We start from the raw sequence: 20,026 nt of genomic DNA on the forward strand, positions 1-20,026 counted from the left end.
ACGGCGATCATCGTCTCGACGTTTGGGCGCGTCACCGACCAGCCTGGGCAGGATGGGAATGCCAGCGCCTCGTCGCTCGCCGAACTCGGCCATGCCCGGCGGCGAGCCAGGCGCGCTTGCCGTGCAACGGGGTGGGCCGCGAACTCGGCCATGCCCGGCGGCGGGCTAGGCGCGCTTGCCGTGCAATGGGGTGGGGAGCGGGCCGCGAACTCGGCCACGCCCGGCGGCGAGGTAGGCGCGCTTGCCGTGCAATGGTGGGGAGCGGGCCGCGAACTCGCCGTTTGCGCGTGGGCGGGCCGTTTCGCTCGTTGGTAGAGCGCAGCACCGGCGCGGCGCTGTCTGACCAGCGGCCAGGTCCCCGCACAGGCGAAGGCTTCGAGGGCGGGAGCCAGCCAACCCCGGCACCGCTCGGAAACGGGATGCGGCAGTCGGGTGGTCTGGCTACCGTCCGGGCGTGGCCCACACCTATCCCCCGCTGAACGTCGAAGTGCGCACCCCACGCCTGACGCTGGCCGGCGCGTCCGACGAGCTGCTGGAACGCCTCGTGCCGCTCGTGCGGGCCGGGATCGCCGACTCGGAGCCGTGGCCATTCGACGACCCGATCTCGTTCTACGCCGACAGCCCAGAACGCGAATGGCGCTGGCTGCGCGGCATCTGGGCCGGCCGCGGCCGGGTGAGCCCGGACTCGTGGCGGCTCTACTTCGCCGTGCTCGTCGACGGCGAACCCGTCGGCATGCAGGACCTGATCGGCAAGGACTTCGCGCGGTTCGGCACGGTGTCGAGCTTCTCCTGGCTGACTCCCGGCTGTCGCGGGCAGGGTCTCGGCAAAGAGATGCGGTCGGCTGTTCTGCATCTGGCCTTCGCCGGCCTGGGCGCCCGCGAAGCCGGCAGCGACGCCTTCGTCGACAACGAAGCGTCGAACCGCGTCTCCCGTGGCCTCGGCTACGAACCGAACGGCACGGACTGGGACACCCGCCGCGGCGAGCCCGCGCAGATCCAGCGATGGCGTCTCACTCGGGACGCCTGGGAACAGGCCCACCGAGACGACATCGAGCTGACCGGGGTCGAGGAGTGCCTGCCCGTCCTGGGCATCGGCTAATGAAGCCCACGCAGTGGTCCAGCCTTGCGCTGCGATCGGGCCGACGCAGTCGGGCGGGGCGAGCGTCGAGCTTCGCCACGATCAAGCGACGCAGTAGCGCGGCGTCAGCCACCACCGTGACGGCCGATCAAACCGCCCCAACCGACGCAGTCCAGCGGCGTCAGCCACCGCCGTGACGGCCGATCAAACCGCCCCAACCGACGCAGTCCAGCGGCGTCAGCGACCACCGTGAGGGCCGATCAAACCGCCCCAACCGACGCAGTCCAGCGGCGTCAGCGACCACCGCGCCGGCCGGCCCGGCGCCGCGCGGCCGCGGCTGGGCGTCGGCGGCGACCGCCGTGCGCTTATGTCAATCGTCCCTCCCCTCGCCGCAGCGGCTCGTGAAGCTCACCCAGCGCCCTCTCGCTCCCGCGATGCCTGCCGCGCGTGCCGCGTTGGCCGACGCCAGGCCCAGACGCTGCGCGCTGCGTGGACCTGCGGTGATCGCGGCGCCCGGATTGGCGCGCATCCCTCGGCGGCGCGGCAGCTGCGGAGGCAGGATGGTGGCGTGGGACGCGTAACCGACCGGCGGGAGATCGTTCGCTTCGATCTCTCGGCCGGGACCGCCGTGCGCCGGATGGACTCCGTCTCCGGCGAGGAGCCGCTCGAGATCAGGGTGGGTACCCGCGGCGACGGCCGCACGCCCCGCCGGCCCCTCGCGGTCACGATGCGTACCCCGGGTGACGACATCGACCTCGCCATCGGGTTTCTGCTGACCGAGGGTGTCATCCGGAACGCCGGGGACGTGGTCACCGCTCAGCTGTGTGCCGGCACCGACACGCCCAACACCTACAACGTGGTCGACATCGTGCTCGCCGACGGCGTGCCGGCGCCTGACACCGACCCCGCCCGGGCGTTCTACACCACCAGTTCCTGTGGTGTGTGCGGCAAGGCCAGCATCGACGCGATCCGCACGCGGTCGCCGTGGCGGCTCGCCGACCAGCCCATGACCGTTTCGGCGCAACTGCTGGCCGGTCTGCCCGACCGGCTGCGCGCTGCCCAGCGGACCTTCGACCGCACCGGTGGCCTGCACGCCGCTGGGCTGTTCACCGCCGACGGCGAGCCCGTGCTGGTCCGTGAGGACGTCGGCCGGCACAACGCCGTCGACAAGGTCATCGGCCGGGCGCTGGCGGACGGCCTGCTGCCGCTGAGCGCACACGTGCTCCTCGTCTCGGGCCGGGCCAGCTTCGAGCTCACCCAGAAGGCCTGGATGGCCGGCATCCAGGTGCTGGCCGCCGTGTCGGCGCCGAGTTCGCTCGCCGTCGACCTCGCAGAGGAGGCCGGCATGACGCTGGTCGGATTCCTCCGCGGCGCCACCATGAACGTGTATGCCGGCGCCCATCGGATCACCGCGCCGGACCGGGCGGCGACGCCGGCGGCGCGCTGACGCCCGCAGGGCGCCGTCGACCACCGCCAGCAGCGCCGCCACCGCGGCCGCGAGCACAACTCTCATCGTTAGCTCGCCTGGCCGAGGCCCGTATGCGGGCCGATCCACCTGCGCCGTGGCCCGCGCCGCTCGCGCCGGACGGACGCGCGATGCGGCTGGTGCGCCGCGTCCACCATGATCGACGGCGGCAGGCACTGTTCGAGCACCTCGTCGACCATCCGCGCCAGCGCGTAGTCCGGGTCGACCGCGAGCGCCCGCTCGACCGCGATGGTCGCCAGCGCGCCGAGCCCGGCCCGCCACGCCGCGTAGGCCAAGAGGCTGGCGGGCGCCGCGACCAGGGCCGGATCGACCCGGCGGACCACGTCGCTCCACAGCTCGACCTGCCAGTCGTCGTCGGTCGTGTGCTCCCACGCATGGTCGCGGACCGGCAGATGGACCAACAGCACGCTCAGCCAGGCCACCTCGTCGTCGGTGAGCCGGCGACCGGCGCGGTAACGGTCGACGGCGCCGTCGACCGCCTCGTCGCCCGCGGCGCGCAGGGCCTTCGCCACGCGCGCGTTCGCGCGTACGGCTGCTCCGGCGTTTCCCAACGCCATCGAATGGAGCCGGGGTGAACCGGTGTCGGGTGCCGCCCTCGCCCCCTCGACCAGCGCGGTGAGGCGCGCATCGGCCCGCGCCGTGGCCTCGGTCATGGCGGCACGCACGGCGCCCTCGACCGGCGCGACGACCGCTGCCACCGCCGTTCGGTCGGGAAGCGCGACGCGGCCCGCGTAGACCGCGGCAGCTCCGACGCAGGTGGTCGTCAGGTCGAAGGGCTTGCCCTCCGGCGGGCAACAGCCGTGGTCAGCGCAGATGTAGGACCAGTAGCGGCCACCGTCGACGCGAAGGACGTCGAGGACGGTGATGTCCGCCGACCGCAGCGCCACGCACAGGGCCTCGGCGAGCGGGGTGACCGCTGTCGACGACCCGTACCCGATGATCGCGATGGCGTCGACCGCGTCCCTGATCAGCAGGGCGACCAGGCGTCGGGCGATCTGCTCCGGTGGCGTCGCGCCTGGTAGGTCGCCGCGCGCCACGAAGTGCACGCGGTCGTCGACGATCGCGATGACCACGATGCTCTCGCTCGGGTGGAAGCCGAGCAGGTATGGCACCGACGCGATGAGGTCGGCGCAGGAACGCAAGGTGATGGGTGGCGCCTCGGGTGCGGTCATGGCGCGGAAGCCTGGCGGACGCCGACGTGTGATCGCCACCGGACCGACAACGGCCTGTGGATAACTTCGAGTGGCACAAGTTATCCACAGGCAGCCGCAAAGATCCCCGCTCGACCCGCGCCGCCGGGGAGACTCAGCCCCGGAAACGCAGCCCGTGCAGCTCGATCTCCACGTCGTCCACGGTGGACGGCGACGGACGCAGATCGAGGCTGAGCTCGACAGCGGAGAGGAGGTCGAAACCAGCGGCATGAAGAGACTTCAACGCATCGACGTTTCGCGACTCCGGCCGGATGGTCAGCCGCTCCAGCGACCGCTTGCTGGCCTCGCCGGTCACGTGTTTGAGCAGCGCGGCGCCAATGCCCGAGCCACGGTGCCGCGCGGCGACGACGATCGGCTCCACCTCGCCGCTGGTGCCTTGCATGAGCAACCCGACCAGACCGATGACGCCTTCGTCGGGATTCTCGGCGACCCAGATGCCCGACAGGTCGAGCCGGGTCAGATAGTCCTCGAAGCCGGCGCCCGGGTCGGGGCCGGCCGACCTTCCATAGAGACCACTCCGCCGCTCCGCGAGCTCGACCCACAGGGTCCGACCAGCGGAGTGGTCGCGGGGACGATACGGGCGGACCACCACATCCGTCATGTCCTCATGCTTACTCTCCGAAGCGACCCGGCGAAACCCGACGCACGACAGGGGTCCAGACTTGGGCGTCATGGACCTGGCCTACCTCCGGTCACATCCGCACCACCTGCCCACTTTCCTCAAGCATCAGCGGATCCGGGAGACACCGGTGGCGGGCGGCAGCATCGCCGCCGCCTCTCGGTTGACGCTCGACGACGGCGCCTCGCTGTTCGTCAAGAGCTGGCCCGAGTCGACGCCGACGCCCGAGGGCTTCTTCACGACCGAGGCGGCCGGCATCGAGTGGCTGCGGATCGCGGGTGGTCCGCCGCTGCCGGAGGTGTTGGTGGCGCTGCCCGAGTTGCTGGCGCTGGAGTGGCTCGAGGCGGGCGAGCCGACCAGCGAAGGCGCCGAGCGGTTCGGCCGCCAGCTCGCGGTGCTGCATCGGGCGGGCGCGCCGGCCTTCGGTGCGGAGTGGCCTGGCTACATCGGGGCATTGCCGCAGGACAACACGCTCTCGGGGCAGCCCTGGCCGCGGTGGTTCGCGGAGCATCGACTGCTGCCCTACCTGCGGCTGTCGGTGGATGGTGGGGCGCTCTCCGCGGCCGACGTCGCGGCGACCGAGCGGTTGATCAACCAGATCGAGGTGTACGGCGGAGCCGAGCCGCCGTCGCGCATCCACGGCGACCTGTGGCCGGGCAACCTGTTCTGGGCGACCGACGGCCGGGCCTGGTTGATCGACCCGGCGGCGCACGGCGGGCATCGCGAAACCGACCTTGCGCAGTTGGCGCTCTTCGGTGGGGTGCCGGAGCTGGGCCGGATCCTCGCCGCCTACCAGGAAGAATGGCCGCTCGCGGATGGCTGGCGCGAGCGGGTGCCGTTGCATCAGTTGCATCTGTTGCTGGTGCATACGGCGCTGTTCGGCACCGGCTACCGGTCGGCGGTGCGCGCCGCGGTCGACACCCTGCTGGGTGGCTAGGGCCTATCTGGTGGATCATGGCGGAGTCGCGGCGAGGCCTAGGCGGTGTCCGGGCGTGCGCGACGGACGTCTGAATGCCGGTGTTGTATTCAGATGGCCGTCGCGTGCGGTCGGGCGCCGTCTGGGTCCGGCGCGGCCCGTCGTGATCCACCAGATAGGCCCAAGGGCGCACGCACGGGTGGTGCTCGCGGGGAACCGCACGAGCGGGTCGATGGCTCCGGCCTTTGCGGGAATCCACGGGACCCCGCACGACGCGATACGGTCGAACGGTGACGATATCCGAGGTCCGCGCCACGGATGGCGTTCTCGCCGACCGCTTCGGGCGGGTAGCTACCGATCTGCGGGTATCGCTGACTGATCGGTGCAACCTCCGCTGCACATATTGCATGCCCGCGGAAGGGCTTGCGTGGTTGCCGCGGGAAGAGTTGCTGTCCGACGCCGAGATTGTCCGCCTGGTGCGGATCGCCGTGGAGCGGCTCGGCGTGACCGATGTCCGGTTCACCGGTGGAGAGCCGCTGATCAGGCCCGGCGTGGTCGACATCATCGGTGCGTGCGCCGAGATGCGGCCCCGGCCCAGGATGTCGGTCACCACCAACGGGATCGGCCTGGAGCGGATGGCCGGCGCGCTGAAGACGGCCGGGCTCGACCGGGTCAACGTCTCACTGGACACGTTGGACCCGGAGCGGTTTAAGACGCTGACCCGCCGTGACCGCCACGCGGCGGTTATCGCGGGACTCGAAGCGGCGGCGGCCGCCGGCCTGGTGCCGGTGAAAGTCAACTCGGTGCTGATGCGCGGCGTCAACGACGACGAGGCGCCGGAGTTGGTGCGGTTCGCGTTGGCGCACGGCTATGAGCTGCGGTTCATCGAGCAGATGCCACTCGACGCCCAACACAGTTGGGATCGCTCGAAGATGGTCACGGCTGACGAGATCCTGGCGTCGTTGCGGGCCAGCTACACATTGTTGCCGGACCCCGTCGAACGCGGCGGGGCGCCGGCCGAGACGTGGGTGGTCGACGGCTACACCGCCACCGACGGCGGACCCGCACGGGTCGGCGTGATCGGCAGCGTGACCAGACCGTTCTGCGGCGATTGCGACCGCACGCGGTTGACCGCCGACGGGCAAATCCGCAACTGCCTGTTCGCTACGGACGAGTCGGACCTACGCGGCGCCCTACGCGGCGGCGCGACCGACGAGGAGATCGCCCGACGCTGGCAGGCGGCGATGTGGGCCAAGCGCGCCGGACACGGCATCGACAACCCGACGTTCCTGCAGCCTGCCCGCCCGATGTCCGCGATCGGCGGCTGACCACCACCCCGACCGCTGATGCAGCGTCGGTTCGCACGCCGCATGGCGGCGAGCAAGAGGCCGGGAGTCGGGCCGCGCTGCGGTCGGCCGCGTCGGTTCGCACGCCGCATGGCGGCGAGGCCGGGAATCGGGCCGCGCTGCGGTCGCGACTAGCACGACCCACCGTCTTCGCGGTCGATCAGATCATGTCTACCGAGGGGCCGGTATTGCTCGGTGCACCGAGTTCGCACGCGCGGCGCCGCTCGAACTGGAACGGCTTGCGCAGCGACCACCTGACTCGGCCGATGTGGGCCGGTGGAGCGGCTCGCGGAGCGGTTTGGGGCTTGGAGATAGGCTGATCGGCATGGGTGATCCCGTTGACGGGGTGGCTTCGGAGGTCGTGACCGTCCGGTTTTTCGCCGGTGCGCGGGCGGCTGCCGGGGTCGCGGAGACCAGCGTGGCCGCGGGGCTGACGCAGGACGGCTTTGTGGCCGTGCTGGCTGACCGGCATGGTGAGCGGCTGGCCAGCGTTCTCAAGGCCGCCAGCTTTCTGGTCGACGGGGTTGCTTGGCGGGACGGTCAGCGGCCGTTGCCCGCCGGTGCCGAGGTTGACGTCCTGCCGCCGTTCGCGGGTGGGTAAGTGGGCATCATCCTGTTCGTCGGCCTCGCCTTCGTCGTCATCGGTCTGATTCACCTTTATCTCTGGAAACGGCTCGTCAAGGACACCACGCGGCCCGGGCGGTGGCGGCGCGTCGGGGCCGGGGTCGCGGTTGTGCTCGGGCTGTTGGTGCCGGCCACCCTCATCGGCACGCGAACCGGGGTCACGGCGCTCGCCTGGCCCGGCTATCTGTGGATCGCGCTGATGTTCTACCTGCTCGTCGTGCTGGTCCTGCTGGAGATCCCGATGCTGCTGGCGCGCATCGTGCTCCGCCGCCGTGCCGCCCAGCCCGCCGCGCAACGGGTCGGCCAGACGGTTGGGACCCGCCTCGCCGACGGCCCAGAAGACCGCTCCGCATTCACCGACCACACCGCCGCCGGGGACGGGAAGCGACCCGCGACCACGAACGACCACACCACCGCCGCGGACGCCACGCCAACCGCAGCCACGAACGACCACACAACCGCCGCCGACGCCACGCCAACCGCAGCCACGAACGACCACACCACCGCCGCCGACGCCGCGCCAACCGCGGCCACGGACGACCACACCGCCGATGACGAGCCTGGGGCGCCCGCCGGGATCGAGCGGCGGTTGGTGCTCGCGCGGGGCGCTGCCATCTTCGCCGGGCTGACCGCCGCCGGGATCACCGGCTACGGCGTCCGCACCGCCCTCGGCTCGCCTCGGCTCGATCGCGTCCAGATCACCCTGGCCAAGCTTCCGCGCACCATGGACGGCCTGCGGATCGCCACCGTGTCCGACATCCACCTCGGGCCCCTCGCCGGCCGCGCGCACACCGAGCGCGTCGTCGCGGCGATCAACCGGACTCAGGCCGACATCGTCGCTGTCGTCGGGGACCTCGTCGACGGGAGCGTGAGCGAGCTCGGCGCCGCGGCCGCTCCGCTGCGCGAGATCCAATCGCGCCACGGCGCGTTCTTCGTGACCGGTAACCACGAGTACTACTCCGGCGCCGAGGAGTGGCTGGCCGAGGTCGAGCGGCTCGGCATCCGGACGTTGCGCAACCAGCGCCAGCTCATCCGCGCCAACGGTGGCGCGATCGACCTCGCCGGTGTCAACGACATCGCGGGGGAAGGCACGAGCACCGGCGGCCCCGACATCCCGGGCACGTTGAAGGACCGCGACCCCAAAATTCCAGTCGTGCTGCTCGCCCACCAGCCCGTCCAGGTGCACGACGCCGCCGAGCACGGCGTGGACCTCCAACTGTCCGGGCACACGCACGGCGGGCAGATGGTGCCGTTCAACTACGCGGTGCGGCTCGAACAGCCGGTGGTCAGTGGCTACGGCCGGTTCAGGGACACCCAGCTCTACGTCACCAACGGCGCCGGGTTCTGGGGGCCGCCGGTGCGTGTGGGCGCACCACCACAAGTCACCCTTGTGGAGCTTCGCAGCGCATAACGCTGTGCGACACGCCGCACCACGGTGGACGGTCACAAGATTCCGGCGCGGGGCATGGCACTATGCGGCGTGCTCCCGTACAGCGCCGCACCCTTCGTCGCGGATCTGCACATCCACTCCAAGTACTCCCGCGCCTGCAGTCGCGACCTCACCCTGCCCAACCTCGCGCTGTGGGCGCGCCGCAAAGGCATCACCCTTCTCGGCACCGGCGATTTCACCCACCCGGCCTGGTACGACCACCTGAAAGAGCACCTGCAGCCGGCCGAGCCCGGCCTGTTCCGGCTCAGCCGCGACGCCGAGCAGGAGATCACCCGTCAGCTCCCACCGCGCCTGGCCGGCTCCGAGGAGCGGGTCAGGTTCGCGCTCTCGGTCGAGATCTCCACCATCTACAAACGGGACGACCGCACGCGCAAGGTGCACCACCTGATCTACCTGCCCGACCTGGACGCGGTCGCGCGGTTCAACACCGCGCTCGGGCGGATCGGCAACCTCGCCTCCGACGGCCGGCCGATCCTCGGTCTCGACTCCCGTGACCTCCTCGAGATCACCCTCGAGGCCAGCCCGGACGGCTACCTCGTCCCGGCGCACATCTGGACGCCGTGGTTCTCGGCGCTCGGCAGCAAGTCCGGCTTCGACGCGATCGCTGACTGCTACGCCGACCTCGCCGACCACATCTTCGCCGTCGAGACGGGCCTCAGCTCCGACCCGGCGATGAACTGGCGCGTCTCCAGCCTCGACCGCTACCAGCTTGTGTCCAACTCGGACGCTCACTCGCCGCCGGCCCTGGCCCGCGAGGCCACGGTGCTGGCCACCGACCTCGACTACTTCGCCGTGCGCGAGGCCCTGCGCACCGGCGACGGCCTGGCCGGCACCCTGGAGTTCTTCCCGGAAGAGGGCAAGTACCACGCCGACGGCCACCGCCTCTGCTGCGTCAACTGGGAACCGGAGCGCACGAGACAAGCCGGTGGCCTCTGCCCCGAATGCCACAAACCCCTGACCGTCGGCGTCCTCAGCCGCGTGGAAGACCTGGCCGACCGACATGACGGAAAAATCCGGCCCAACGCCAAGCCAGTCCAACACCTCCTCGCCTTGGCCGAAATCCTGGGCGAGATCGCCGGCGTGGGCCCACGGTCCAAGACAGTCGAGGGCAAGCTCAACACCCTCGTCGCCGCCCTCGGCCCCGAGCTGACCATCCTCCGCGACACCCCGCTCGACGACATCAAGAAGGTCGGCGGCGACCACCTCGAAGAAGCCATCCGCCGACTCCGCCGCGGCGAGGTGCACCGCACCCCGGGCTACGACGGCGCCTACGGCATCATCCGCGTCTTCGACAAGCACGAGCTCCCGAGCAACGCGACCCAGGCCGACACGCTCTTCGACGTACCGCCGCAAACCAAGCGGAAGCCCAAGGACCGCCCGTCGGAGGGATCAGCCCGGCGTGGCCCCGTCAAGCGGGTCGAGCCGCAGCCCGTCGAGGCCCCGATCCCACCACCGCAGCAGGTCTCGCCGCACGAGCCGTTCGAGCCGATGCTCGCCGGCATGGAAGAGGTCGGCACCGGCCTGCTCGACCGCCTCGACGCGATGCAGCGGGTCGCCGCCTCCGCGCCCGGCGGGCCGATGCTGATCGTCGCCGGCCCCGGCACGGGCAAGACCCGTACGCTCACCCACCGCATCGCCTACCTGTGCGCCGAACTCAACGTGCAGCCCGACCACTGCCTGGCGATCACGTTCACCAGGCGGGCCGCCGAGGAGCTGCGCACCAGGCTCGACGGCCTGCTCGGCCCCGTCGCCGCCGACATCACCGTCGCCACGTTCCACTCGCTCGGCCTGACGATCCTCCGTGAGAACGCGGCCGCCGCCGGCCTTCCGGAAGACTTCCGGATCGCCGACGACACCGAGCGGGAAGCGGCCCGCAAGGAAGCCGGCGACGACGACGCCACGTACGGCAAACTGCTGCGCGACAAGGACCTGGTCGACCTCGACGAGCTGGTCGGCCTGCCGCTCGAGCTGCTGCGCAAGGACCCCGACCTGGTCGACCGCTACCAGGGCCGGTGGCGGTGGATCTTCGTCGACGAGTACCAGGACGTCGACGAGACCCAGTACGAACTGCTCCGCCTGCTCTGCCCGCCCGACGGCAACCTCTGCGCGATCGGCGACCCCGACCAGGCGATCTACTCGTTCCGGGGCGCCGACGTCGCCTACTTCATGCGCTTCGCCGAGGACTTCACCGACGCCCGCCCGGTCCGGCTGACCCGGAACTACCGGTCGTCCGCGCCGATCCTCGCGGCCGCGGTGCAGGCCATCGCGCCGCAGTCGCTGGTCCGCGGCCGCCGGCTCGACCCGGCCCGCCTCGACCCCGAAGCACCGCTGGTCGGCCGCTACCCCGCGACCTCCGCGACGGACGAGGCCGACTTCGTCGCCCGTACCATCGACGACCTGGTCGGTGGCCTTTCCCACCGGTCGCTGGACTCGGGCCGGATCAGCGGCAACGCGGCCGGCGTCTCGTTCTCGGACGTCGCCGTCCTCTACCGCACCGACCAGCAGGCCGCCCCGATCGTCGAGGCGCTGTCGCGGGCCGGCATTCCGGTGCAGAAGCGCTCACACAACCGACTACGCGACCGCCCGGGCGTCGACGCCATCGCCCGCGAGCTGCGGCTGGCCGGCGAGCAAGGGCCACTGCACGCCCGCGTACGCAGAGCCGGTCAGCTCCTCGCCAAACGTTTCGCCCAGCCCACCCTGGACACCACGACCGGCACCCCGACCCCGCCGGACGTCTGGTCGGCCGTCGAACTGCTCACCCCGCTCGCCGTGCGCTGCGGTGACGACCTCGAGCAGTTCCTCGCCCAGCTGGCCACCGGCGCCGAGGTCGACGCGCTCGACCCGCGCGCGGAGGCGGTCACCCTGCTCACGCTGCACGCCGCGAAGGGCCTCGAGTTCCCCGTGGTCTTCCTGGTCGGCGTCGAGGACGGCCTGCTCCCGCTGCGCATGTTCGACCGCACCACCGACGACGACCTCGCCGAGGAACGCCGGCTGTTCTTCGTCGGCCTGACCCGCGCGCAGGACCGCCTCTACGTCTCGCACGCCCAGCGCCGCTTCCGACTCGGCACCGAACGCGAGACCGGCCCGTCGCCGTTCCTCGACGCCATCGACGCGGGCCTGTTCGAGCGGCTCGGCGCGACCGAGGAACGCCGACCCAAGGATCGTCAGCTCCGCCTGATCTGACCTGGCAACCCGGCCAGGGTAGGTTTGGCGCGGTTCCGGGAGGTGAGCACCGCCCGGTCAGACGCTACGGTGACCAGAGCCACCGATGAGTGAACTCCCTCGGCCAGGAGGAACGTCCATGTCGAACTACGGACCGCCGAACGGTGGGCCGTACCCGGGCCACGACCCCTACGGCCAGCCATCGGACCCTTGGGGCGGCCAAGGCCAGAGCGGCCAGGGCGGCCAGGGCGGCGGCCACGACCCGTGGGGCGGGCAGCCGCAGTCCAGCCCACCCGGCGGACCCGGCTCACCGACCTACGGCGGCGACTACGGCCAGAGCGGCGGCAACCCGTACGACTCGGGCTACCCGCAACAGCAGCCGGGCTACGGCCAACCGACCTACGGCGGCCAGGGCTACGGCCAGCAAGGCTATGGGCAGCAAGGCTACGGCCAGCAGGGCTACGGCCAGCCCACCCAGCAGTACGACCAGAACTTCCCGCAGTACGGCACCGAACCCGCCTGGACCACACCCGAGGAACCCCCGCGCAAGAAGCGCTTCAGCCCGGTCCTCGCCCTGGTCATCGTGCTCTCGGTGCTCGTGTGCGGCGGCGGCGCGGCGGCCGTCTGGTTCGTCGGCCGGCCCGACGACCCCCAGAAGACCGCCAGCCAGACCACTCCGACGGAGTCGACCGCGCCGACCGAGGAGCCGACGAAGTCAGCGGCGCCCGACCCCGAGTCGTCCGCCGACGCCCGCTTCGTCAAGAAGGGCCAGTGCGTCAAGAACGTCGGCACGAGCACCGACCCCAAGCTCGAGATCGCCAAGTGCGCGACGAAGACCTACCAGGTGCTGGCCAGGTTCGACGAGGCCACCACCGGTCAGGACGACGCGGAGAAGAAGTGCAAGGACGTCGACGGCTACACCGACTGGTACTTCTTCGACAGCCCGCTCGACCTCAACGACTACGTGCTCTGCCTCAAGCTGCGCAACAGCTAACGCAAACTAGCGCGATCTAGCCACGGCGCTAGAGAGCGCTAGAAGCCGCCAGACCACGACACGCCGTACCGTCGTCTACGCATTTCTAGAGTCTTTCCTAGATCGACCGATACGGTCATCGACATGGATCCGGTGCGCAACCCCTACGCACCCGGTGCCGGTCAGCGGCCGCCGGAGCTGGCCGGGCGCGACCGCGAGCTCGACGTCTTCGACGTGGTGCTCGAACGCGTCGCCCGCGGCCGCCCCGAGCGCAGCCTGGTGCTGACCGGCCTGCGCGGTGTCGGCAAGACGGTGCTGCTCAACTCGCTGCGGTCACAGGCGATCGGGCGGCTCTGGGGCACGGGCAAGATCGAGGCGCGGCCCGACCAGTCGCTGCGCCGCCCGGTCGCGGCCGCCCTGCACATGGCGGTGCGGGAGCTCGCGCCCCGCCATCGCGCCCCCGACCGGATCGACGAGTTCCTCGGCGTGCTCAAGGCCTTCGCGCTGCGGGCCAACCAGGCCAACGCGAAGCTGCGCGACCGCTGGCAGCCCGGCATCGACGTGCCGGCGAAGAGCGGCCGGGCCGACTCCGGCGACATCGAGATCGACCTGGTCGAGCTGTTCACCGACGCGGCGGCCGTGGCCACCGACGTCGGCACCGGCGTCGCGCTCTTCATCGACGAGATGCAGGACGTGCCGCCCGACGACGTCTCGGCCCTGTGCGCCGCCTGCCACGAGCTTTCCCAGCTCGGTGCGCCGCTGATCGTGGTCGGCGCCGGGCTGCCGCACCTGCCCGCCGTGCTCTCGGCGGCCAAGTCCTACTCGGAGCGACTCTTCCGCTACCAGCGGATCGACCGGCTCGACCGGATCGCGGCCGACCAGGCGCTCGGCGCGCCGGCGGCCCGGGAGGAGGTCGAATACGAGCCCAAGGCCCTCGACCTCCTCTACGAGAAGTCCGGCGGATACCCCTACTTCGTCCAGGCCTACGGGAAGGCGACCTGGGACCACGCCCCGCGTACGCCGATCACCGCCGACGACGTCCGGGTGGCCGCGCCGGAGGCCGAGGCCGAGCTCGCCGTGGGGTTCTTCGGGTCCCGCTTCGAGCGCGCGACGCCGGCCGAGCGCGAATACATGCGCGCGATGGCGACCCTGTCCGCCGCGGACCGCGGGGACGACATGGACCTGGCCGTCGCGACCGCCGACGTCGCGCAGGCGCTGGGCCGCAAGCCCGCCAGCCTGTCGCCGGCCCGGGATGCCCTGATCAAGAAGGGTCTCATCTACTCCGGCGAGCGAGGCACGGTCGCGTTCACCGTTCCCCACTTCGGACGCTATCTGCGTACGCAGCCATGAGTCGCACTGTTTGGGGGATACCGCGACCTCCGACGGGGTAAGAACTAGACCATGAGTCCCGTACGCACGGTCGCGCGCCTGTTCCTCAGCACGATCTTCGTCGTCAGTGGCGCCCGCTCGGTCGCCCGTCCGACGGCGTTCGTGCCCCGGGCCCAGAAGGTGGCCGACAAGGTCGGTCCGCTGTTCGAGAAGGCGCCCGACAAGTTCCCCACCGACCCGGCCTCCCTCGTGCGGATCAACGGGGCGGCACAGGTGTTGGCCGGCCTGATGCTGGCCAGGGGGCGGCTGACCCGGCCGGCGGCGGTCGTGCTGGCCAGCACGCTCGTGCCGACCACACTGGCCGCGCATCCCTTCTGGACGATCAAGGACCCGATCGAGCGCCGCCACCAGGAAACGCACTTCATGAAAAACCTGGGTCTCTTCGGCGGCCTGTTGCTCGCGGCGACCGACACCCAGGGCCGTCCGGGCCTGGCCTGGCGGGCGAGCCACTATGCGGGACACAGCCGGCACGCGCTCGAGCACGGCCGGCACAACCTGGAGCATGGACTGCACTCGATCGGGCACAGCGGACAGTCCCTGCGCCGAGCAGCCAAGACGGCCCGACGCGAAGCCAAGATCGCCTACAAGGCGGCTGCGGCCGGGCGCAAGCTACCGAGCTGAATCCGGGCAGTAACGACCCGAAACGCATGAACTGGTCGCCCTGCGTTAACGCGGACGAAATGTCGCGAACTAGTGTGGGATCGGACACGGTCAGATAACGCCGCGGGTGACGTAACACGGGCCCCTCTAGGCTCGATACGGACCAGGACGGCACATCACAAAGGGTACGGGGGTGGCCACGCCATGCCGGCGACCGTCGGAAGACGGATGGACCGCCTCGTCCAACCCAGCAGCCCTGTCCGTGGGATCTACAGTCGGAACCTCGTGCGCCTCGGCCTCATCGCCGGCGCGTTCGTCACGGCCTGGTACGCCATCGGTGCGTTCGGACGGCCGTACAACTTCTTCGACATGAAGATCTACCACGGTGCGGCTGTCTGGTGGGCGAGCGGACGCGATCTCTACGCCTACGCGGCGCCGGACACCGGGCTGGGGTTCACGTACCCACCCTTCGCCGGCCTGTTGATGCTGCCGATATCGCGGGTGCCGTTCGCGGCCGCCGCCTGGATCAACGTGGTCGCCAGCCTGCTGGCGCTGGCCGTCGTCATGTGGGCGCTGCTCGGCCCGATCGCCCGCCGCTACGGCTGGACCCGCTGGTTCGCCGTCGGCCTGGCCGTCCCCGCCGCCGCCGCGATCGAGCCCGTTCGCGAGTCGCTCGGCTACGGCCAGATCAACCTGCTGCTGTTCCTGCTGGTCATGGCCGACCTGGTCGCGCTGCGCTGGCGCGCACGGACCAGCGCCGGCTTCACGCCGACCGGCGGCGCGCTGACGCGCTTCGTCCGCAGCGGCGCCTGGGCCGGCGTCGGCATCGGCCTCGCCGCGTCGATCAAGCTGACCCCGGCCCTGTTCGTGATCTACCTGCTGGTCACGAAGCAGTGGCGGGCCGCGATGACGGCGGTGGCCACCGCGATCGGCGTCAGCGCGGCGACGTTCATGGTCGCCGGCAAGGACTCGGCCGCGTACTTCCTGCGGGTGATCTGGGAAACCGAACGCGTCGGCCAGGCCGACATGACGCCCAACCAGTCGCTTGCCGGCGTGCTCGCCCGGCTATACGACACACCCGAGGCGCCGACGCTGCTGTGGCTCTCGTTCGCCTTGCTGGTCTTCGCGCTCGGCCTGTCCCGCGCCGCCCGCGCCCACGCCGACGGCGACGAGCTCACCGCGTTCGTCCTGGTCGGACTGACCGCCAACGTGATCAGCCCGATCTCCTGGAGCCACCACCTGACCTTCGTCATCCCGGCGATCCTGGTGCTGGCCGACGCGGCGATGCGCCGCCGCGACGCGAGCAAGGGCCTGGAAAGCGGCCGACGCCTCACCCGCCGCGGCCTGACACCCAGCGCCGGCATGGGCGGCCTGGCGCCGCTACGCACACCGATCTGGTTCCCGGCCCTGACCGGCCTCCGCCACGCCAGCGCCGCGATCTTCGTCTACCTGCTGTTCCTCGTCTCGCCGATCTGGCCCTACGAGCACCAACTCCCCGAATATTCGCACTACGAGGACGGCCTCTGGGGCGCCCTCATGGAGAACTCGCTCGCGCTCGCCCTGATCGTGCTGGTCGCCGCCCTACCGTGGCGGCCCGGCGCGGAGCCGGCCTTCTACCCCGAGAAGGCGATCCGCATCGACCGGCGGGCGATTCACCAGAAGATCTGATGCTTGTCCCGGGCCCGTCGGGGGAACGTCGCTCCCGCCGGGCCCGATTCCATGGGCTCTGGATCCGGTCCCGGGTTCGCGGTGGGCGCGACCGTCGCTCCCGCCGGGCCCGATCCATTGGATCTAGATCCGGTCCCGGGTTCGCGGTGGGCGCGACCGTCGCTCCCGCCGGGCCCGATCCATAGCATCCAGATCCGGTCCCGGGTTCGCGGTGGGCGCGACCGTCGCTCCCGCCGGGCCCCGCTCGCTTCGCGTCGCTCTCCGCGTCCGCGCTGGGTCGCGGACCCTTCCTCTCAGCTGGACTGGCACGCGGGCGGGGAGCGCCCGCGCATCGTGCATCGCACCGCGAACAGGCGTCCCGCGAGGTCGCCGCGGCCTTCGGACGGCGGGCCGCTCAGCGAGATCGAGTGCGGTTGGCGCGCTCCAGGTCGCTGATCTGGACCGGCTTGCCGGCCGTTGGCGTGCAATGGCGGTGTCGCCGAAGTGGTCGGTTGGACGGCGTGGCGTCGGTCAGGGGCAGTTGACCCATTCTTCGGCGCCGTCGGTGAAGACCTGGCGCTTCCAGATCGGCAGGCGGGCCTTGGCCTCGTCGACGAGGCGGCCGCAGGCGGCGAAGGCGGCACCGCGGTGCGCGGTGCTGACGGCGGCCACGAGGGCGACGTCGCCGATCTTCAGGGCGCCGACGCGGTGGGAGACCGCCACGGCGTACACCTCGGGATCTTTGGCGATCTCGGCGGCGACCTCGCGGAGCACGTCGAGCGCTGTCGGGTGGCCCTCGTAGTCGAGGGAAACGACCGAGCGCCCGCCGTCGTGGTCGCGGACGACGCCCTGGAACGACACGACCGCGCCGGCGCGCGGGTCGGCCACGGCCGCTTCGTGCGCGGCGAGATCGAGCGGCTCGGAGGTCACACTGACGATCACGGTCGTTCTCCCGGCAGTAGCGGCAACGGTACGAACGGTACCCGCGCGCCGGCCTCGCCGGACGTACCCGGTGCGATCGCGGCGAAGCCGTGTGCCCGGGCGAGGCCGCGCAGCATCGCCGAGCCGACGTGCCGGAGCGGGCGGGCGGTGCCGGTGGCCGCGTCGACGTGCACGAGCGCCAGGTGCGTGTAGTCGCCCCGGCCCGGCACCGGCTCGGCCAGAGTGACCGACGCCAGCGCGGGCAGCGCCCGCCCGCGCAGGCCGGCCAGCAGTGGTTCTACCAGCGACGCGAGCGCGACCAGGGCCGACTGCGGGTTGCCGGGCAGGCCGGCGATGAACCGGGCCCGCCCGTCGTCGCCGGTCACGCGGGCCACCAGCATCGGGAAGCCGGGCCGGACCGCAACGGTGTTGACCAGGTATTCCGCCCCGAGGGCGGCCAGCGCCGGGTGCAGGTGGTCGACCGGGCCGTGCATCGTGCCGCCGGTGGTGCAGACCAGGTCGGCGCCGGCGAGGGCGGAGCGGATCGCGGCGATGTGCGCGTCGAGCGTGTCCTCGACCGGCCCGACGACGGCACCGGGCGCGACCTGGCAGCCGTACCTCCGGAGCAGGGCGGGAACGTTCGGACCCAGCGCGTCGCGGACCCGGCCGTCCCCGGGCGGACCCTGGGTGAGCAGCTCGTCGCCGAAGATCCGCACCGCGGCCCGCGGCCGGGGATGCACCGCCAGGGTGTCGTAGCCGCACGACGCCGCCAGCCCGAGCACGCCCGGGTCGACGGGCGTGCCAGCCGGGACCAGCACCTCGCCGAGCTCGGCCTCCTCGCCGGGCCGGCGCCATTCGACGGTTTCGCGCAGGCGCCCGGTGACCCGGCCGTCGGCGGTGCGGGTGGACTCCTCGACGCGCAGCACGGCGTCGGCGCCCGGCGGCAGCATCCCACCGGTGGCGATCTCGACCCCGGTGCCGTCGTCGGTCAACGGCGCGGGGGAGTTGCCGGCGAGCACCTTGCCGACCAGCGTCCACGGCGCCGGGCCGCGCACGGCGAAACCGTCCACACTCGACGTGGGGAAGGCCGGCAACGTGGTCAGCGTGACCAGGTCCTGGGCGAGGGTGAGGCCGTCGGCCTCGTCGACCGGCACCTCGGTCGGTGCTATGAGGGCGGCTCGGCCCGCCTCGTACATCAGCTTGCGGGCCTGGTCCCACGCGGTCGGGGCGGTGGTCGCGACGGTTTCGGCGGTCACCCTGCGAGCCTATGCCTGCGCCGGGTCAGATGTTCGGTGCGGGATGATCTCCGCCGCGGAGCTGGTCGACCGCGTGCACCAGGATGGGGCCGAGCACGGCCAGACCGTCGCGGGCGCCACCCTTGGAGCCGGGCAGGTTGATCACCAGAGTCCGGCCGGCCACTCCGGCCACCCCGCGGGACAGTGCGGCGGCCGGGATCTGCTCCCGGCTGTGCGCCCGGATGGCCTCGGCGATGCCCGGCACCTCGTAGTCGAGCAACACCTTGGTCACCTCGGGCGTCTGGTCGGTCGGCGTGATGCCGGTGCCGCCGCTGGTCACCACCACGTCGATGCCCTCGGCGATCGACATCCGCAGCGCCTGCGCGACCGGCTCGCCGTCGGGCACGACGATGGGCTCGTCGACCTCACAGCCGATCTGCCGCAGGCCGTCGACCAGGATCGGGCCGCTGGTGTCGGCGTAGACGCCGGCGGCCGCCCGGTTGGAGGCCACGATGACGCGGGCGCGAATCACTGTTCGTCCTCCCTGGTCCAGAGACCGGTCTTGCCGCCCTCCTTGCGGAGCACCCGCACGTCGGTGATCGACGCGGCCGGGTCGACCGCCTTGACCATGTCGACCAGGGCGAGGCCGGCGGTGGCCACCGCGGTCAACGCCTCCATCTCGACGCCGGTGCGGTCGGCGGTGCGGGTGACTGCCGTGATCTCGACGGTCGTCTCGCCGAGCACGAACTCGACGGTCACCCCGGTCAACGCGATCGGGTGGCAGAGCGGCACGATGTCGGGCGTCTTCTTGGCGCCCATGATGCCGGCGATCCGCGCCACCGCGAGCGCGTCACCCTTGGGCAGCCCGTCCCGGCGCAGCAGGTCGACCACCTCGGCGGTGGTTTTCAACTGGCCGGCGGCGGTGGCCCGGCGGGCCGAGACGTCCTTGGCGGAGACGTCGACCATGCGGGCCGCTCCGCCCTCGTCGACATGCGTCAGATGTGCTTCGCCCACGCTGTGAGCCTATCGGTCAGGGCGGGGACCGCACGGTACCGACGCTTTCCGTCGCAGTTATATGAGTCTCGTATTATCGCACAAACTTTGTCCGCCCGCATGATGGTTTGTTAATGCACCAACAATGCATTCGACGTGCAGCCGTTTGGCGCATGGAGAGTAGTCCGTTCAGCTACAGAGAGTGGCGCAGTGGTGGCCATGTGGGTGTGGTTAATCCCGGTTGGTGCATGCCCGTCCGAGTATGCAGATGCGGAGCGTTGGCTTAAGTCACGCGACAAGGGGTTGGTGCGTAAGCACCTGCGGCCGGAGAATAACGAGTGGCGCATTGCCCACAGAGCGCACGCAATCGCTGACC

At 71.3% G+C, this 20,026-nt stretch carries 17 protein-coding genes; 11 read left to right on the forward strand and 6 right to left on the reverse strand.

Going from position 1 to position 20,026, the window contains the following annotated elements:
* Positions 1 to 454 precede the first annotated feature (454 nt).
* Both O7635_RS09620 and fdhD read left to right on the forward strand, forming a co-directional pair.
* On the forward strand, positions 455 to 1,099 hold the full coding sequence (locus O7635_RS09620) for a GNAT family protein (RefSeq protein ID WP_278080070.1): 645 nt from the start codon (positions 455 to 457) through the stop codon (positions 1,097 to 1,099).
* A 547-nt stretch (positions 1,100 to 1,646) separates the two neighbouring features.
* Entirely contained in the window at positions 1,647 to 2,525 is an 879-nt protein-coding gene (fdhD, locus tag O7635_RS09625; protein ID WP_278080071.1) for a formate dehydrogenase accessory sulfurtransferase FdhD, read from the forward strand.
* Between the two features lie 68 nt (positions 2,526 to 2,593).
* Here fdhD and O7635_RS09630 read toward each other — a convergent pair whose 3' ends face one another.
* Together O7635_RS09630 and O7635_RS09635 are read right to left on the reverse strand one after the other, a co-directional pair.
* Positions 2,594 to 3,736: a DUF4192 domain-containing protein gene (locus tag O7635_RS09630; RefSeq protein WP_278080072.1), complete on the reverse strand. Its 1,143-nt coding sequence runs from the start codon at positions 3,734 to 3,736 to the stop codon at positions 2,594 to 2,596.
* A gap of 133 nt (positions 3,737 to 3,869) precedes the next feature.
* Positions 3,870 to 4,448 (reverse strand): GNAT family N-acetyltransferase, encoded by a 579-nt coding sequence (locus O7635_RS09635; protein ID WP_278080073.1) that lies wholly within the window; start codon positions 4,446 to 4,448, stop codon positions 3,870 to 3,872.
* Between O7635_RS09635 and O7635_RS09640 the strand changes: the two genes are divergently transcribed.
* The 9 genes from O7635_RS09640 (at position 4,447) to O7635_RS09680 (ending at position 16,522) form a co-directional block, all read left to right on the forward strand.
* A complete protein-coding gene (locus O7635_RS09640; protein ID WP_278080074.1) occupies positions 4,447 to 5,331 on the forward strand; it encodes a fructosamine kinase family protein in 885 nt (294 codons plus the stop codon). The two genes, O7635_RS09635 and O7635_RS09640, sit on opposite strands and share 2 nt — an antisense overlap.
* 275 nt (positions 5,332 to 5,606) lie before the next feature.
* A complete protein-coding gene (gene moaA, locus O7635_RS09645; protein WP_278085423.1) occupies positions 5,607 to 6,638 on the forward strand; it encodes a GTP 3',8-cyclase MoaA in 1,032 nt (343 codons plus the stop codon).
* Positions 6,639 to 6,981: 343 nt separating this feature from the next.
* Positions 6,982 to 7,257 (forward strand): MoaD/ThiS family protein, encoded by a 276-nt coding sequence (locus O7635_RS09650; RefSeq protein ID WP_278080075.1) that lies wholly within the window; start codon positions 6,982 to 6,984, stop codon positions 7,255 to 7,257.
* Positions 7,258 to 8,691, forward strand: a complete 1,434-nt coding sequence (locus O7635_RS09655) for a metallophosphoesterase (protein WP_278080077.1) — start codon at positions 7,258 to 7,260, stop codon at positions 8,689 to 8,691. It abuts the gene before it with no gap.
* A 54-nt stretch (positions 8,692 to 8,745) separates the two neighbouring features.
* Complete coding sequence (locus tag O7635_RS09660; protein ID WP_278080078.1) at positions 8,746 to 11,913, forward strand: UvrD-helicase domain-containing protein; 3,168 nt, start codon at positions 8,746 to 8,748, stop codon at positions 11,911 to 11,913.
* A 118-nt stretch (positions 11,914 to 12,031) separates the two neighbouring features.
* On the forward strand, positions 12,032 to 12,886 hold the full coding sequence (locus O7635_RS09665) for a flagellar basal body protein FliL (RefSeq protein WP_278080079.1): 855 nt from the start codon (positions 12,032 to 12,034) through the stop codon (positions 12,884 to 12,886).
* Positions 12,887 to 13,009: 123 nt separating this feature from the next.
* Entirely contained in the window at positions 13,010 to 14,215 is a 1,206-nt protein-coding gene (locus tag O7635_RS09670) for an ATP-binding protein (RefSeq protein WP_278080080.1), read from the forward strand.
* Between the two features lie 51 nt (positions 14,216 to 14,266).
* Positions 14,267 to 14,875, forward strand: a complete 609-nt coding sequence (locus O7635_RS09675; protein WP_278080081.1) for a DoxX family protein — start codon at positions 14,267 to 14,269, stop codon at positions 14,873 to 14,875.
* 183 nt (positions 14,876 to 15,058) lie between these two features.
* Positions 15,059 to 16,522: a glycosyltransferase 87 family protein gene (locus O7635_RS09680; protein WP_278080082.1), complete on the forward strand. Its 1,464-nt coding sequence runs from the start codon at positions 15,059 to 15,061 to the stop codon at positions 16,520 to 16,522.
* A 510-nt stretch (positions 16,523 to 17,032) separates the two neighbouring features.
* Here the strand turns inward: O7635_RS09680 and O7635_RS09685 are convergent.
* From O7635_RS09685 to moaC, 4 genes are read right to left on the reverse strand one after another with little or no spacing between them, the layout of a single operon-like run.
* Positions 17,033 to 17,443, reverse strand: a complete 411-nt coding sequence (locus O7635_RS09685; RefSeq protein ID WP_278080083.1) for a molybdenum cofactor biosynthesis protein MoaE — start codon at positions 17,441 to 17,443, stop codon at positions 17,033 to 17,035.
* A complete protein-coding gene (locus tag O7635_RS09690) occupies positions 17,440 to 18,678 on the reverse strand; it encodes a molybdopterin molybdotransferase MoeA (protein WP_347405270.1) in 1,239 nt (412 codons plus the stop codon). Before O7635_RS09690 ends, O7635_RS09685 begins: the two co-directional genes overlap by 4 nt.
* 25 nt (positions 18,679 to 18,703) lie before the next feature.
* Positions 18,704 to 19,189 (reverse strand): MogA/MoaB family molybdenum cofactor biosynthesis protein, encoded by a 486-nt coding sequence (locus O7635_RS09695; protein WP_278080084.1) that lies wholly within the window; start codon positions 19,187 to 19,189, stop codon positions 18,704 to 18,706.
* Entirely contained in the window at positions 19,186 to 19,671 is a 486-nt protein-coding gene (gene moaC, locus O7635_RS09700) for a cyclic pyranopterin monophosphate synthase MoaC (protein ID WP_278080085.1), read from the reverse strand. Before moaC ends, O7635_RS09695 begins: the two co-directional genes overlap by 4 nt.
* Positions 19,672 to 20,026 lie beyond the last annotated feature (355 nt).

Source organism: Asanoa sp. WMMD1127 (assembly GCF_029626225.1).
Lineage (GTDB): Bacteria > Actinomycetota > Actinomycetes > Mycobacteriales > Micromonosporaceae > Asanoa.

What these genes read in the sequence shown, in the direction of transcription:
- O7635_RS09630 (WP_278080072.1), bottom strand. Translation starts at nt 3,736, where the DNA reads ATGACCGCACCCGAGGCGCCACCCATCACCTTGCGTTCCTGCGCCGAC.
- O7635_RS09640 (WP_278080074.1), top strand. Translation starts at nt 4,447, where the DNA reads ATGGACCTGGCCTACCTCCGGTCACATCCGCACCACCTGCCCACTTTC.
- O7635_RS09635 (WP_278080073.1), bottom strand. Translation starts at nt 4,448, where the DNA reads ATGACGCCCAAGTCTGGACCCCTGTCGTGCGTCGGGTTTCGCCGGGTC.
- O7635_RS09650 (WP_278080075.1), top strand. Translation starts at nt 6,982, where the DNA reads ATGGGTGATCCCGTTGACGGGGTGGCTTCGGAGGTCGTGACCGTCCGG.
- O7635_RS09660 (WP_278080078.1), top strand. Translation starts at nt 8,746, where the DNA reads ATGGCACTATGCGGCGTGCTCCCGTACAGCGCCGCACCCTTCGTCGCG.
- O7635_RS09665 (WP_278080079.1), top strand. Translation starts at nt 12,032, where the DNA reads ATGTCGAACTACGGACCGCCGAACGGTGGGCCGTACCCGGGCCACGAC.
- O7635_RS09670 (WP_278080080.1), top strand. Translation starts at nt 13,010, where the DNA reads ATGGATCCGGTGCGCAACCCCTACGCACCCGGTGCCGGTCAGCGGCCG.
- O7635_RS09675 (WP_278080081.1), top strand. Translation starts at nt 14,267, where the DNA reads ATGAGTCCCGTACGCACGGTCGCGCGCCTGTTCCTCAGCACGATCTTC.
- O7635_RS09680 (WP_278080082.1), top strand. Translation starts at nt 15,059, where the DNA reads ATGCCGGCGACCGTCGGAAGACGGATGGACCGCCTCGTCCAACCCAGC.